Origin of the sequence: Legionella busanensis (genome assembly GCF_900461525.1) — a bacterium.
GTDB lineage: Bacteria > Pseudomonadota > Gammaproteobacteria > Legionellales > Legionellaceae > Legionella_C > Legionella_C busanensis.
In genome coordinates, this window is the sequence record NZ_UGOD01000008.1 from 44951 (window position 1) to 60081 (window position 15131).

Sequence of the window (15131 nt, forward strand, 5' to 3'; positions counted from 1 at the left end):
CCCTTAACCCGCTGTGCTGTTCATTTGCGAGGCCACTTGTTTTTCAATGCGCGCCATACGCTCAATCAGTAACAATTTCTCTTTTAATTTGTGACCTACTTTTGGATCTAGCGCCGCTACATTGGTTGAGGCTTCATGAATTCGCTTTTGAATGTCTTTGACCAAATCCGAATTCAACTCAGACCCTGCTGTTGCCTGACTTACCAGAGCCAATAATTCTGTTAAATAATTAGTTAATAAGTCATGAGCAATCAACGTTGCGTACTCTTCGATATCTACCGCAGCACTTGCGTATTGAGTGCTATTTAGTACGCTTAAAAACTTCATGACAGGCAGCGATGCCATGCTTAAAAAATTAATTTCGCGGGGACTTGGTTTTTCATCATTCGTAAGTTTTAAGTTAATCGCGCGAATAATTTCACGTACTTTTGAGGTAAGATTTGATGTTTGTGCAATGGTAATGTCTTGTAAGCTCACCTGCAGGCATTGGTTTGTACTGCTAGCATCCTTACAGCGCCATATTTTGGCAATTTGCGAACCATCTTTAGTGCCAACTAATGCATTAATTAAATCAGCATTACCAGCAAGAGAAGGTACATTGGTCACCTTGCCTTCTTTATCAATAATCAATGTCCCTGTTAAACTCATAACCATCTCAGCAAGCTCTCTATCACTGTTTAAAAAAGACTTTGTCTGTAGGATTGACCACACTAAATTTTTATTTAGCACCACTTGTTTTTTTCGCGTTTCATCAAGAGACGCTTTCTCCATCACCTGGTCAAAGCCATTGCCGGAACACGCCATACGCGCTTTGACGTAATCACTAAATAATCCTTCCTTACCCATGGCAGCTTGGTCTTTGCAAATTTTTTGCTGGGATTCAGCGGTTTTTGGCCAGATGCCACCCACCATGTTTTGCGAGAGCTGACAAGAATTAATGCTAGCTTGATTAGCCATTTGCTCTAGTTGCTGTAAATAGTCACGCACCTGTTTGAGTTCAGGTACCGTTGATGCAAGCATCACATCAACAGCATATGCTCCTGCATTAGTCATTACCGATTTTCCTAAGTCAACAAGCTTTTGTTCACTTAGAAAACTCATGCTACCTGTAAATAAATCAATGCCACCACAGCCTGCACGATAACTCGGTAAATCGAGTTGCACTAATTGGTACTGCCGTACTTGGTTACGCGAATAAAGTGAGCCACCCCCAAAAAAGCCTGCAGCTTGCGATTCAAAGGCACCAGGGGACGTCACATTAGAGGCATAGCCCATCTTGTTAAAGAAATTATCTAAATCTTGACTGATATTTGCATAAGCCGTAGAGAAGAAGCTAAATAAGCCAAGCACTAAAAAAAAGTTTTTCATTGCATTCTTCCCTCGTTTTCATACGCTTGGATTTTACTAATAAGGTCTGCCATGCGGTCATTGAGTTCTGCCTCTGTCATTGAGCCAAATCCCACGGTATATAACGTGCTTGTTTTATGGTTAACCACAAAAAGGGCTGGATAATTAATGGTATTACTGCCAAAGGCTAAGTTAATCCATTCCGTAGTGGCAGGTCCATAGTTTGGAAATTCAGGTAGGGGTTCATTATCTAGCGAAAGAGGAAGTACATCGGCGTGCTTATGACTTGCCCAGCGTTTTAATATCGGCGCGAATTGTTGGCAATGCGGGCAGCGGCTACCGTAAAATAGAATCAATCCGTGGATGCTAAAAAATCCTTGTGCCTCTCGATTATTCGACTTTACTTTCTTGTATAGAGCGGGCTCTTCTTGTTCCGCAATGAGGTTCTTAAGCCATTGCGCACCAGAAGCTTCGGCACTAAAGACATTAAAGGCTAAAACCAATCCTAAAAGGATGCGCCTACTCATTATTCGTCTCCTTTAAAATGAGTTGCTACTTGCTTTATACGCGTCATCAATACATCTTGGGTGGTTAGGCCATAGGCGACTGGCGCCACGCGATGGCTCAGCGGATTAACCAACAGTAAGGCGGGAAAATAATGCACGCCTAATCGGTTCGCTTGCCCCTTGTCAATTCGTGAATGTATGAGTTCAGGGGAGATAACGCCATCCACACTAATAGGAATCAACGAAATATTAAAGCGCCTGCAAAAATCAACGAGAATTGGGATTTGTTTAACATCATAAGGACTTTTGCCACGATAAAAAAATAACAAACCATGGGATTTAGATAAGCGATTAATCACCTCTCTCGTTTGGGTTTCGCGCAGTTCATCGGTGATTTTGCTACCAAGATTGGAAGTTGGATGTGTTACGGCGTAGTCATATTCAGGATGCGTGAGCATCGTTTGTTGAAATACCGATTTAAATCGGGAGGATTCTTTAAGCCAGTAATCTTGAAGACTTAAAAAAACACGCATATCTTTAACTTTTTTGGTGTAGCGCGCTTTATGAAGCGCCTCCATGGTATAAAAGCGCAAAACGGCATCACGCTCGGTATAACTTAAACGCTTAAAAGGAATACCAGCAGGTTTTTTCTTATCAATTCTTTTTTTCTCTTTTTCAATAGCGTACCAAAGAAAGCCAGCGGGCTTATTCTCTGCTGCCCAAACCTGTGTGATTAAGAAACAAAGTAGAAAAGCGATTTTAATCATGGGCCTTACCCTCTTGATAAAGCCGTGTAATTTTAGCTTCGTTAGAAGCACCTACTCCAGTTGCGTCAGGTAACGTTTGTCGCTCGGTAAATTCAGAGGCTAATGCTGATAAATCAAGTGCATCAAATTGAATACGCTCTAACTCCTCCGGTGTTAGCCCTCGACAATCAGGCGCTTTTGGTTTACCAAATCCAATATGAAGCTGTCCAAAACGCCCCTGAGTTTGCACAAGGCCTGCAAGGGTTGAAGGAAACACACAATAGACATAGTGCTTAATTAAGTTTTTCTTATAATGGCCTACTTTATGTACTCGCTTTGCCTGTTTAGCTTTTAATAATTGTTGTAAATTCTGAGGGCAATGAATGGCCCATTTTCCCCAGCCCTTATCATGGCAACAATCGTGAATTCCTAAGGGGTAGGCGTCACATTCGACAGTGGCCCCTTTAAAAATAGAGGGTTCGCTTAAATTAATTTGATTAGCTGAAACATCCGCCGCCGTACCCGCAAGGGCGCCTAATCGCGTGAGCCCTTCGGCCACATCATCACTCGCTTCATCTTTAGTTTCAGTACACTCACCTTGAGTGCAAGAAAGTTTTGGCTGGCAAATGGTTTGCTTTGGAAAGCAATGATTGACAGGACAGCGAAAGGTTTGTACAAACGCCTCACATTGTCTCTCAGTAGCAAGCCTACACTTAGAATCAATCTGCGAACAACCTTCTGAAAATAAGGGTTCACAGGTGCTGGTTAAGCCATCAATACACTGATAAGCACTATATTTCCCCCAACAAGGACGATAAACCACAACGCCATCAATAATGCGACTCGTGTTAGGCTCTAAACATAAGTCAGACCCTGTAATAACACAGGCTCCCTCTTTAATTTTCTCATCAAAGGGCGTGCAATTTGCCGCACTCCAGTGGTCTTCAAATTGACTTTCAACCGCGGTAATTGTCACGGTACCACCAAAGGCCGCCTCATCCCACAATAAATCAAAAGTAACGGTTGGGTCTTGGCAACTTGGGGGTTTGAGCACGATTAAAGGTAGCCCACCTTGGCTAACAAGTACCGCTAAGTGGATACATTGTGTGCTTACCGTAATGAGATTATTTGCCGAACACAACGGCGCTGGTGTTTCTGCATCACACGCATTTAAATGTATTGTTTTGCGAAGCATTTCAGCGCCTGGCTTATTGTCATAAAAAAGATAACGATTGACGGTTTGGGCTGCCGTTTTAGTGCCAATACTTAAGGTGCTACCACAACGCTCATTGCGATAAGTCGTCTTGTCTTCACACGTTTTTGTCGTAAAGTCCATTTGACAATGCGCCAGTTGCTCATAGCATTTACCCTCTAAAACACCATCAGCTTCAGACAATAACGTTTCAGCGTATTGCATCTCTAAGGCGTTGGGATTGGCTTTAAGATGAGGACGGGACGCTTGGGAGAGAATCGTTGTCGCTGTGTCGTTAAGCCTTGCTCTCTGACTTCCCAATTCCGGTAAGTGACTCGTGCCTTCAGCCGCCGTGATATTGGCTTCTGGCGGGTGCTCTGAATACTCCTTTATAATTGTTTGCGGATTAAACTGCTTAAGCGCTTGCAAGGCTTGGTCTCGTGCATTGTTGACATCCGCCGTATTTCCTGAAAAAGCGCTATTGAATAAAAAGACACATACGAAAAAGGACAGGTATTTAATCACCGGTTATTCTCCGAACCTCAAGTACAGACAAGCCGCTATCACCGCGTCCTGCCATGCGCGCTAATCCTTCCTTAATGGGCAAATGACCATAAATGACATCAAATGTCGCTCCATTATCCGCAATTAACGCAGGTACCTCTGTAATCCCAAAGCGCTCAAATATTGTCGGGTCAATTTGGAGATTTAAGTTAGGTACATGCTTACTTAAGGCCATTATTTTTAAGGCGGAGTCTTCAATGGAATCGTGATAAAGCCCATTTAAATAAACAGGAATGCCCAGACGACTACTTTCTTTTAACGTTTCCTCTAAGAGATTAGTGGGCATAGAAAAACTGACCAAGACTGATAACGTTGCGGCTATCAATGTTGGCGTGGTTAAACACCCCATCAATACAGCTAAACCTTCTTTAATCATTTTGGTCTTTCACTCACAAAAAGGTGCAATTGCGTTTTCGCCACACTAAAAAACCATATTGGTCAGGGGTGTGGGGTTTAATTTTTCCAGCTTCCCAAGTAAGCGTGCTATGGCCTGAAGGATAACAGTGTTTGCCATCGGCCACCTGATTGACTAACTCATAGCGGTAACGTGATTTAGGCGTCATCGTGTAATGATGTTCAATGCAAATCTCGCCAGACTTTGGGCTTGAATCAGACACTAAAAACTCGCGATGCAACTTGTAGTTCATGCGCTCTGTTAACAAAAGCGCGGTTTGCACAGGCGACACCGAGGCATTAACATGTCCTGTCATGGGGTAGTGGGTTCCTTGGCTGCCCGCACACCAAAAAAGACTATCGAGTGGTTTATTTGTTAACGTAGAAGAGAGCGCATCCGAAGCACAAGCCGCTGAGGCAATTGGATTACCAAAGAGCACCGATTCAGGGCTTAGCACAAAGCTCATCTCGGAGTCCATCCAAGTTGGATCAAGTTCAGTTAAATAAGCAATGTCAAAATCACCTTGTTCCAGACAACCAACTGAGGTAATAAGATTCATCCAGTTAATGAGGGGGTATTTGTACCAATGCACATGGAAAAAGGCGCGTTGCTGGCCATTGCCGACTATATGACGACCACCTCTTCCCTGCTTTAACCCTAAATTTAATTTCGCACCCCCTAGATTGACTAAGCAATAAGGTGTATCGGTTACATCGGTAAGCGCCATCGGTTCCCAAAAACCAATATTTAACCCAACGCGTGCGCCAATACTGGTTGGACAAACACCTATAGGACTCTCTGCATTTTCAGTGTCAGGAAGTGAGGAATGAACCACCTTGGTATTACCGATGGATAAAGGAAACAAACAACGCCAACAAACATCAGTTAAAGGATTGACAAAATGACCCGTGCATTGGCGGGCATTAATTGTAATGGATGTGATAAACATCATCATAAATAAAACAGATTTAAAGCACATCGCCATTCTCCTTAATCGCCATTTCTTGAATAACTAAGTGATTTTGATGACGTATCACTTTGGCCGGTACATGGGCTATATGAAGTTTGCGTGTGATTCGTCCGCCCTGGTCAAAATAAATAATCGACTGCAACCTTCTCTCCGTTGTATTGATAGCCCCACCGGTGAGAATGAATTTAGGACTTGCACAGCTTGTTTTTTGCTGCGCGGCCCAATGAAGTTGCGCGTCATCTTCAGCATTAAAAAAGAGCCAACAGGGCCGATAAGCAGGTAGTTCGGCAAGTGCATTAACCGTCGTGCCGTGGGCAAACAAAACACGACCTCCTGCATCTGTAATATCTTGGTTTAAGGTCACTTCAGGAATAAACTTATGCTCTGCAAAGACTGTGGCACGCGAAAGTGCCAAGGCTTCGGGTCTATTGGCATGCTCAGCTGCCGTTTGCACCCAACGCATATTTATAGCGTCAAGCGCCCCACTCGCTTTCAAAGTAGCTAGACGCTCTTCAATCAACATCAAAAAACTTTTTTCAGCCACGGGAAAGACTTCACCGACAACCCCAAAGGATTTAGCATGAGTTTGCCCAATTGATAACGCTAGAAGGATTATGAGGCAAAGAAGGTTCATGACTTCTTCCTCATCGCTTGATGACACTTTAAAATCACCTCATCGGTAATATCTACCCCACCAGCAAGCACATCACTCTTTTTTAAAATAATGACGTTCTTTTGCCGTGCTAAGTTCGCGAGCACCTGTTGAAGCACCGTATTAAAGCGCCTGCTAGATTGTTCTACTTGAGACTCATTTGCGTTTACTTCTGCCAATTGACGAATAAATTGGCCTTGGACCACATCCTTATCAAACGTCACCAATACGGGATGTTGATGCACGCTATAAAAAACGCCACCTAAAACGGAAAGCGCTAAGGTAGACCTTGTAAGAAGAGACATTAATCGCATAACTCTTCTCCATAGTATTTTTGCGCCACCTGCTCTATTGCCTCACTTAACGCCATCCCCTGTTTTATCAACAACTCAATGTCACTTACCTCATCGCCTGAGGTAGAAAAAAGGACACGGGAAAAGGGGTCGCAAAAATAACGATGAAACGTGATCACTTGACCAAACTGAATCATAAGATTTGAAAAGCCTTGCGTTTTGGCCTCACCAAAGGATTCAATCACTTTAACTTGTAAGGGATTAAAATGATTTGGGTGCTCTTCGAGGTAGTGCTTAAATGAACCCTGACGCATAATGATTTTAGTGTCAGCGCTTGCTGCAATGGCACGACCTTGAATGGTGTTCATAGTATCGAGAAGATTTTGGGTAATGACAGTAAAGCCGCCTCTGTGTTTTCTAGCTGTGCGAAAACCCTGCTCGATAAAACTGGCGCACACGGGATTTGAGCCACGTGCTAAAAACCGCCAAGCTTCATCAATAATACAGCGTTTTTCGCGCTTTCTATCGGCGTGATAAAATTGCCCCTGAATAATGACAATCATGACAAACATAACGATTGTGAGAAGCTCAGGATTTGATTCAAGTTCTCCCATTTCAAGGACGATGAAATTAGAGTCATTAAGTAGTGGCATATCACTATTAAATAAATGACCGTAAAGTCCATGGCTGCCATATTTGCCAAGCAAGATAGTCAAATCTTTAAGCCGTTGATCACTCTCTGATTCAGGCCTATCTAACATCCGCTGAAGTTCATTTAACACATCATCCATTTTGGCGTGCCGCCCATATGCTTTCCAGCAATGAGTCACCGCATCCAGCAACCAGGCTTTTTGTACTTCGCCCAGAGGCTCTGAAGGACTGGCCATAATCGCAAGCAAATCTCTGATTTGAATGTAATCGTTGACTTCTTCTCCTTTAATGTCTGTCACCCCATCAAAATCAAACAGGGTAAAAGGGTTTAAGGAAAGGGTAGAAACATCGATATAGCTGCCACCCACCATCTTACATAAATGCTTATAAGAGCCGCCTAAATCAATGACAAAAATCTGCTGACCACGTGACAACCCATCTAAGATTTGTGCTTGCTCAAAGAAGGATTTACCCGCACCAGTTGAAGCCACAGTGAGCCGATTAAAATTGGTGATGGGTAATACCCTGTCATCAAAGGTATTTAAATAAAACAACTGATGACGGTAAGTCGGCACAATGAGCCCTTGTCTTGCTCCTTTAAAATCAGCAACGACTGGCAAAAGGTTAGCGATATTGGTGTGCGTAAGCTTTTTAGTCATGCCGAGCAACTCAAGACTTGAAAAAAACCCTTCCGTAAGCATAAAAGGGAGACTACTTAAAAACCTTAACCATTGCTTGCAGCGACTTTGTGTTAAGGTGAATCCCAGTTGCCTAAAACTTGCAATCGCTTTGGCAACATGCTCGCGCTCTTGATGCTCAGTGGTATACAGCACAACATTGTAAAAAGAAGGTAAAAGATGCAATTCACCTTTAGAGGCATGTTCGTGCACAAATTTCCATTCAGCAGCTTCTTCGCAGATGGATGGATTAATGAAAGACTGAATGGCATTGTTATTGGCGTTTAAGGATTTAGCTCGGGCTTTAGCGCGTTTTTTCATGATTTCCTGATTGACCCCTCGCACGGTAAATGAAATCACAAAAGGACATTGCATGCCTTGCTCAGGTTGCAATAGATTGGCGAATAAATCTGGGGTTTGCCACAGCGCAAAGGGCGCACTTGGATAGTGACTTAACTCACAATTAACCACACGAGTACTGAGGTTTTCAGCATTTGCATCAACAATGGATACGTCAATTGCCTCATCTCCAATTTCAATCATGGTAGACGGGCACGGGATTGATTCTGCAATAAGGCCTTGAGTTTTTTCTATCACAGGCCAGGTGAAGTCATTAAAATTGGGTGAAATTAGGGCCCGCAACAGTAGCTTAAAATGCGCAGCCTCTAAGCGCTTAAATCCAAATCCTGCAACCTTAAGTTCTGATTCAAAGTCCTCTCTTAATAAGTGAAGTGCGTGCATCGACTCTGAGTTAAGTGGTCTTGAAATGAAAAGATAGACACAATAATCACTTAATCCTGCCGGAACATTGCGGCCATTTTTATACCCATTTTTAATGGCATTTAAGTGGTATTTAAAGCTAAAACGCGCAAGTTCTGCATAAATGCCGCCTTGCTTTAAAATAGGCTCATAGTTTTGTAAAAGTGTATCGCCAAGCCAGGGATGTTTATACAAAAGTACGGTGCAATCGGTGCCTGCAGTCAATTTGTTTTTAAACAGTTGTGAGAGACTATTCATTAAGGACTCATCGGCACCTGCCATAGGCGTGAGCTCTAAACCAAAGCCCCTTGAATTGCGATTGACAAAAAATCCTGCGTCATTAATGGTTTCATAAGGTAAAAGGGCTTTAATGGAGGGTAAATCCATCGTATAAGACGCATGCGCCCTACTTTGCGCACGACAAGATGCAGGTTTAATACTTACTGTTTCCCCAAGTGAGGTGACCGTGCGATGTAATAAATCACGTGCTTTATCACGCCAAACGGTGAAGTCTATGCCCATGATTGCTCCTCCACTTGTTGTGCGACCCATAGCGACTGGCCATTAGGTTGTTTGATGATTTTCCCTAAGTGATTCACGTGGTTAAATTCTTGGTACCTTTGAGTACGTTTTGAAAGTGGCGGTGTCACCTCATCCGCAAAGCGGGTCATGGCGTCGACCTGCTCAATGGTCAAACAACTGTCACCTGCAGTAGCATGACAACTGAAATCAGAATTCATCGTGCCACAACCCGCCATAAGGCCACAAAGGATAGGTATTAAGACAAAAAGTGCATGCTTTATCATCAAAACCCGCCTCCTTCATTGCGGCTTAAAGTATTCATCCGGTCAATTTTCCCTAAGACCTCAGGGGGAACCGTAAAGTTCATCTCAGAAGTTTGGTTCTCCTCTTGATTAGTAATGAGTGATTGGGTAACTTGCGCGGCTTTCAACGTCTGCAGTGCGTGTTGACGTTTGTCTTCATCGGGCTCTAAGTAAAACCCGTCTTTAAAGACAATCGTGACTACATTGCCACTTCCTACTTGAATGACGGGATGGTATTGTTCAGCGCGTTTAACATAATAGGCCGATAAGGTATCGGCGGCTTTTGAGGCGCCACCATAGGCGGCAAACGGTGCAATTTGACTACTCGGTACTACAGAACTTGCGCCATAGGGTCCAATATTTTGCACGCTTTGGGCGTATTGTGCCGCTTGAGCAATGCCAGATAAGGCACCACTCACCCCTGCCCAAGTCATGACTTTGTTATCCCTCATTAAGGGCTTACCTTTAATACCCACCTTACCGTTGAAAAACACCCAGCCTGTCACTTCTTTATCAATGATGGGCTGACCGGGATGCGCGCAAGATAAGCGATAAAGAGTTGCAAACGCACGCTCGCTAGAAATATCGCCATAAGAATTAGCACTGACGCGACATCCTTTAAGATGGGAACGCGCCCCATTAGGCAAAGTACCGTCTTCTAAAAATTTAAAAAGCATCACACCATTATTTTTCGATTGGCCATTGACTGAAGCATCAGCATCGGCACCGCCTAAAATAACTGCTCGGACAGACGTATTGGATGGAACGTAATGGGCTGCACTTAAATAAACAGAGTGGCGTGATTTTGTAAGGCGGCGTTTAGGGCGAAAGGACACTGTATGAATACGAGGATTTGCATCAGATAAGGTAGTTCCACTATTTATCCTCGTATTCATGGCATACGTATTGGGGTTATGCCATAGTTTTGGGTTTTGTACGTCCTTTAATGCCAAAGGCTCTTTGTTTTGCTCTGCCTGTTGTTTTTCCTGCTGGGCTAAAATAAGCGCTTGGACTTTCGAGGTAAGTTCTTCTTTTTGCGCTTGCAATTCTTTTTGATGCGCATCATTCATGGTTTTAAGATAAAGTGTTAATTCACCCACTTGTTTTTTTAATGATTGAAGTTCAGTTTGCTGGGTGGTGAGTGCATTGTCTGTCGCGGCCTCTGTAAACGATTCTTCAACGATGCCTGTTAAATCGACTGATTTTTTTTGCGCCTCGCTTTTTTTTGGACGCCCTTCTGCTAATAACACAATCATCATGGCAACGAGGAACATTAGACCACATCCTACAACAATTAACGTTCGTACCTGGCCTCTCAACACTTGCTTATTTAATTGCCACCTAGCCATGGCTCACTCCTTGCACGCGATACAACATGGCACGCTCACCTGGCGCAATTAAGGATTTGGAAAATTTAATCGCTAAGGTTCCTTCTTTCACAAACCACGCTTGTGCTAACGCCAAAGACGCTTTACCACCGTTATGCAATTCAATAATTTCTCCCTTTAAAAGCTTGCCATTCCAAGTCTCTTTAGGAACGAGCGTTAATCCTTTTGCCCAACGCTCAACGCGTCCCCATTGGCGTTTTACACTCACATCGGCAAAAGGCGTGTGTTGCTCCATGTGATTTAACAGAGCAAGAATTGCTTCAGGAACGGTATTTTCTTTCTTTGTTTTTGAATTTGACTTAAGAGGGGTAGTTGCTGCGGCAGGGAGTGCCGCCTGTGAGGCAATGAGCTCAATTGTCTTACCTAATGACTCACTTCCGGTTAAGGTCGCTGAAAAATGTCGGCCCGCTTCTGTAGTTAAGAACAAGGTAAAGGGGTTGCTTGTTGCAAGCATGACATACACGGACCCATCTTGCTCATCACGTTTAATGGCCATGGCATTGGGCGGAAACACTGCTTCGATGATTCTATCGTTCTTAACTACAATTCTATTGTAATTACCCTGACTTAAAGTTAAGGCAATGTCGCTATTATCCTTGACTTGGATGCTGTTAGCTCCGATTGCGGTAGTTGATAATAAAGCCAGCGCGATATAAAAAGATTTAACCATTACCTTTCTCCTTTAAAAGAGAAAATTGAATGATGGAAAGGCGGCTATCGTTATATTTAAATTGCAAGACGTAAGTCTTTTGCTCCTCATTTAACGGCTGCAACCCTACATAACGTTTCAGTCGCCCCGAAACTACCGCTGTCAGTTCAACGGGGTTCGATTTAATGTGAGTAATATCAAAGGTAGAGGACATTTTTTTTGCTTTTATTACCTTAGCCTCATTCGTTAACAGCCCCAGCATTGGCGCATAGTGCTCATGATTAACAAAGGACAAAAGGCGAAGATGTTTAGCATCTACCGTTTCAGGAGTAACGTTTAAACGCTCATTTATAAAATTCTCAGCCATGAGACTTAAGTAATGAGCATCCACCTGCGCTGCTGATTTAAAATAGCCTGGATTGCCAGAAAAGGGAGTGACTTCGATAGTATGGTGGCGCCAAACCTTAAAAAGAAAAGAAGACAGTAAAACATTTGATACAAGCAAACCAAACACTAGCGCAACCATTAAATTAAATCGCGCGGATAATTGGCTTAAATGGCTTTGATACTGATTAAAATTCATCTCTCACTCCTTAAGCCACATAGACACGATGATGTGATAAAGGTAATTTCGGCAGAAAAAACTGGGTGACAAAGCTCGGTAAATACCAATAAGCCAGTATTAAAAGTGCTTTTGGCCCCTCCCCTTTTTTCAAGTAACGCAAACCACTTAACAAACTTAAGCCAAATACGGACACGATTACCTTTTGATTGGAGACGATGAGCAACATAGAACCAAGCCCTGCCACTAAGAGCTCATCCAGCGTTAACGTTAATATCCTTTTAGGTGCATCAATATGATTTAAGAATTGATAGCTCATGTTGCTCATGGTTATCCTTTAAAACACAAACGTTTTAAGTAAAAAAGCTGGAATAAAAGCAACAGCCGTCACACCGACAAACACCATAGGATTTTTACTTTTCACAGCCATCGCGGTTGCAAGGATAATGTCAACCAGAATAAAAACCTTCCAAAACATCGACCCGCTACCTAAGGAATCTTTAACATCACCTTCTAAAGCTTTGGCTAATAAGTCATTAGCAAATACTGAGTTTGTTAAAAGAATAAAGGCGAGCGCCAAGCTTACCTTTTGAATCAAGTTGCCTATTTTTTTACCCATTTTTATAACTCCTTGCTAGTTTTAGGTTGTAGAAATCCCTTAAGCGCTTTTCGCCTAATTTTTTTCAAATTGTTGTTGTTTATTTAAAGAATTAAGTCATCACATTAGATGTGATGGTTAATTTAAAAAATTCCGGAAATTACTCTCACCATTGCCTCTTTCCTTGTTAGCTTTATAAAAAATCTTTCTTGTCTTGTCTTAAGGTTCTCTATTAACTTATATGCACTCTTAGGTTAGCTATTTCCTTTTCAAGGGTGCTAATTTTTAATTGGGCTTTTGCTAAGATTGCTTCAAATTGTTCTCGCGCATGCCGATGTAATTTCGTATCGTTTAACAGTCTTTTAAAATGAATAATTTCTGAGCGAGCATCTTGAAGTTCTTGCTCTTTATTTTTAGAAACAGCAGTTACTTTCTCTTGTGCTTTAAAAATTAAGCCAGGTGGCGTTTGCCAATCGCCACGTGAGATAACTATGCGTATGGCATTAAGTTTCCGCCCAAAATCTTGCCCACAGGCAATAAAGTGCTTAGAGCTTAATAAGCAATATTCAATTTCTTGAAAAAGAATTTGGGCATTTGAACTATTTAGCTTTTGAGCAAGTGCATGAACTCGTTTCTTTTGGTTAAGAGTCAGTGTGCTACCTATCACTGACTCTTCTGCTGATAAAAAGTGAATGGCTTGGTGCTCTGCTCGGTCAGATACCTGTTTATCGCTTAATTTATTTTTATCAGAAAAAGCAGCGGCAGCATTTTCCTGATTTAAAAAAGTATTTGATAAAAGTTTACTGCTTGCTGCTGCTTTCTTAGTTAATAAATTATTATTATTTTTATTATTTATTAGAGTTGGATTAGCCGTCTTCGGTTTTCCAGTCGCCGGATTTTCAGGTTCTAGCACTACCGAAAACGTGTTTTCAGGCGCTGGTGTTTTTTCGTTCTTTGTTGGCTTAGGAATTTCATAAACAATATATTCTACACCTTCAAATTTGCCGCTTGCGTTATTTCTACAAGGTGATTTTGAAATATATCCAGCTTGCTCTAATTCGCTTAAAAGGCTTCGAACAGAATCTCGACCGTTAGTCGAGCGTGTTTGTAAGTCAGCAACTCTCACGCACCAATCATCGGGCAAAGACATTAAATAGGCATGAAGCCCTTTAGCGCCCCAAGACAGTTTAATATCTTGTAAACAGGTTTTATCAAGGATGATAAAGTTTTGATTTTTTTTATGGATTCGAAGTACAGACATCTTGAATTTCCATTTCTTTTACTTCTTCAATATTTGAATTTAAGATAGTTTGATTTAGCTCAGATATCGAGCGAAATCGATTCAAATGATCTTCAAGCCTTAAAGCTGCTTCCGGTATTTTCTTCCTGCCTGATCGCTTACAAGATTCCGTTAATAGCTGATTAGCTTTTTCAGACAATTGAAAAGAGATATAGACTTTAGGGTATTTTTTATTGTTTTCCGATTTCAATTTCTACTCCAGATTAACTTCCAGTAATCTTCTTAATTGTTATAACAATCTGTGTGGTACTTTTTTTAATTAATAGTTTGACTATTAAGACAGTTTATTCTTATGGAAAAATTGTTTACACTTTCCTTATATAAACACTATTCACCATATATGGTAATTTTATCATATATGGTGAATTTACCGTAAATGGCGTATTATGTCAATTGGTACAGTTCTATCTCATTTATTAAAAAAATATAATTTGAATGCCCTTGAATTAGAAAGATTAACAGGCGTACCTTCAAGCACGATTTATAGATTATTAAAAAATAAATATGGAAACCCAACGATAGAAATTTTAAAAAAGCTAGCCTCTTTTTTTCAAATTACGGTTAGCCAGTTGATTGGTGAAGAGCCTATTGGCTGCAGGCAAATTCCTTTAGTTCCTCCTTCAAAAGTTTATTTATATCTAAATTCTCTTTTAGATCATGATTCTTACCTTAAAGCCATTACTATTGATTTACCATTGAATGGGAAATGCTTCGCCACATTATCTCAGGATAGTATGATGGAGCCCTTTATATTATTAAATTCATTAATCATTGTTGATCCAGAGCGTGAAATATCTAATAAAGATTTTGTACTACTTATAAAAGATCAAAATGAACTACCAATCATTAGACAAATTATTATTGATGATGAGGATATATACTTAAAAGTGTTAAATTCAAATTTTCCTCTTGAGCTTAAAAAAATTAACTTAACTAACTATCAATTTATTGGAGTAATTGTCCATTACAGAACAAATCTTTTTAATTTTAGTGATACTACCACCCTATTAGATGCAGAAATTATAAATCACCGCGTAAAATAAAGTTGTTAAGCAAGGA

18 protein-coding genes are annotated in these 15131 nt (G+C 41.4%); 1 reads left to right on the forward strand and 17 read right to left on the reverse strand.

Going from position 1 to position 15131, the window contains the following annotated elements:
- Positions 1-3: 3 nt before the first annotated feature.
- The 17 genes from DYH30_RS17645 to DYH30_RS17725 all read right to left on the reverse strand — a co-directional run bounded on the left by DYH30_RS17645 (position 4) and on the right by DYH30_RS17725 (position 14262).
- Positions 4-1368: a conjugal transfer protein TraH gene (locus DYH30_RS17645; protein ID WP_115333059.1), complete on the reverse strand. Its 1365-nt coding sequence runs from the start codon at positions 1366-1368 to the stop codon at positions 4-6.
- Positions 1365-1874 carry a type-F conjugative transfer system pilin assembly thiol-disulfide isomerase TrbB gene (gene trbB / locus DYH30_RS17650; protein WP_115333060.1) on the reverse strand — a complete coding sequence of 170 codons (510 nt, stop codon included), beginning with the start codon at positions 1872-1874 and terminating at the stop codon, positions 1365-1367. The genes DYH30_RS17645 and trbB overlap by 4 nt, the downstream gene beginning before the upstream one ends.
- Positions 1874-2620, reverse strand: a complete 747-nt coding sequence (traF, locus tag DYH30_RS17655; RefSeq protein WP_115333061.1) for a type-F conjugative transfer system pilin assembly protein TraF — start codon at positions 2618-2620, stop codon at positions 1874-1876. Before traF ends, trbB begins: the two co-directional genes overlap by 1 nt.
- Positions 2613-4316 (reverse strand): conjugal transfer protein TraN, encoded by a 1704-nt coding sequence (traN, locus tag DYH30_RS17660; RefSeq protein ID WP_115333062.1) that lies wholly within the window; start codon positions 4314-4316, stop codon positions 2613-2615. The genes traF and traN overlap by 8 nt, the downstream gene beginning before the upstream one ends.
- The gene (gene trbC / locus DYH30_RS17665; RefSeq protein ID WP_242604793.1) at positions 4309-4704 is read right to left on the reverse strand and encodes a type-F conjugative transfer system pilin assembly protein TrbC; all 396 of its coding nucleotides are present in this window, start codon (positions 4702-4704) and stop codon (positions 4309-4311) included. The genes traN and trbC overlap by 8 nt, the downstream gene beginning before the upstream one ends.
- Positions 4705-4744: 40 nt before the next feature.
- Entirely contained in the window at positions 4745-5728 is a 984-nt protein-coding gene (traU, locus tag DYH30_RS17670; RefSeq protein WP_115333064.1) for a conjugal transfer pilus assembly protein TraU, read from the reverse strand.
- Entirely contained in the window at positions 5718-6353 is a 636-nt protein-coding gene (gene traW, locus DYH30_RS17675) for a type-F conjugative transfer system protein TraW (RefSeq protein ID WP_115333065.1), read from the reverse strand. Before traW ends, traU begins: the two co-directional genes overlap by 11 nt.
- Entirely contained in the window at positions 6350-6685 is a 336-nt protein-coding gene (gene trbI / locus DYH30_RS17680; protein WP_115333066.1) for a type-F conjugative transfer system protein TrbI, read from the reverse strand. Before trbI ends, traW begins: the two co-directional genes overlap by 4 nt.
- On the reverse strand, positions 6676-9273 hold the full coding sequence (traC, locus tag DYH30_RS17685) for a type IV secretion system protein TraC (protein WP_115333067.1): 2598 nt from the start codon (positions 9271-9273) through the stop codon (positions 6676-6678). The genes trbI and traC overlap by 10 nt, the downstream gene beginning before the upstream one ends.
- Positions 9264-9557, reverse strand: a complete 294-nt coding sequence (locus DYH30_RS17690; protein ID WP_115333068.1) for a conjugal transfer protein — start codon at positions 9555-9557, stop codon at positions 9264-9266. Before DYH30_RS17690 ends, traC begins: the two co-directional genes overlap by 10 nt.
- On the reverse strand, positions 9557-10924 hold the full coding sequence (locus DYH30_RS17695; protein WP_115333069.1) for a TraB/TrbI/VirB10 family type IV secretion system protein: 1368 nt from the start codon (positions 10922-10924) through the stop codon (positions 9557-9559). The genes DYH30_RS17690 and DYH30_RS17695 overlap by 1 nt, the downstream gene beginning before the upstream one ends.
- Positions 10917-11633, reverse strand: a complete 717-nt coding sequence (gene traK, locus DYH30_RS17700) for a type-F conjugative transfer system secretin TraK (protein ID WP_115333070.1) — start codon at positions 11631-11633, stop codon at positions 10917-10919. Before traK ends, DYH30_RS17695 begins: the two co-directional genes overlap by 8 nt.
- On the reverse strand, positions 11626-12195 hold the full coding sequence (gene traE / locus DYH30_RS17705) for a type IV conjugative transfer system protein TraE (RefSeq protein WP_115333071.1): 570 nt from the start codon (positions 12193-12195) through the stop codon (positions 11626-11628). The genes traK and traE overlap by 8 nt, the downstream gene beginning before the upstream one ends.
- Before the next feature lie 10 nt (positions 12196-12205).
- Positions 12206-12502, reverse strand: a complete 297-nt coding sequence (gene traL / locus DYH30_RS17710) for a type IV conjugative transfer system protein TraL (RefSeq protein ID WP_115333072.1) — start codon at positions 12500-12502, stop codon at positions 12206-12208.
- Between the two features lie 9 nt (positions 12503-12511).
- The gene (locus tag DYH30_RS17715; RefSeq protein ID WP_242604794.1) at positions 12512-12793 is read right to left on the reverse strand and encodes a hypothetical protein; all 282 of its coding nucleotides are present in this window, start codon (positions 12791-12793) and stop codon (positions 12512-12514) included.
- A 211-nt stretch (positions 12794-13004) separates the two neighbouring features.
- Positions 13005-14033, reverse strand: coding sequence for a replication protein (locus DYH30_RS17720; protein WP_115333074.1), 1029 nt, complete (start codon positions 14031-14033; stop codon positions 13005-13007).
- The gene (locus DYH30_RS17725; protein WP_115333075.1) at positions 14011-14262 is read right to left on the reverse strand and encodes a TraY domain-containing protein; all 252 of its coding nucleotides are present in this window, start codon (positions 14260-14262) and stop codon (positions 14011-14013) included. The genes DYH30_RS17720 and DYH30_RS17725 overlap by 23 nt, the downstream gene beginning before the upstream one ends.
- Positions 14263-14458: 196 nt before the next feature.
- On the opposite strand from DYH30_RS17725, the gene DYH30_RS17730 reads away from it, so the two are divergent.
- Positions 14459-15115 carry a helix-turn-helix domain-containing protein gene (locus DYH30_RS17730; protein ID WP_115333076.1) on the forward strand — a complete coding sequence of 219 codons (657 nt, stop codon included), beginning with the start codon at positions 14459-14461 and terminating at the stop codon, positions 15113-15115.
- Positions 15116-15131: the final 16 nt, after the last annotated feature.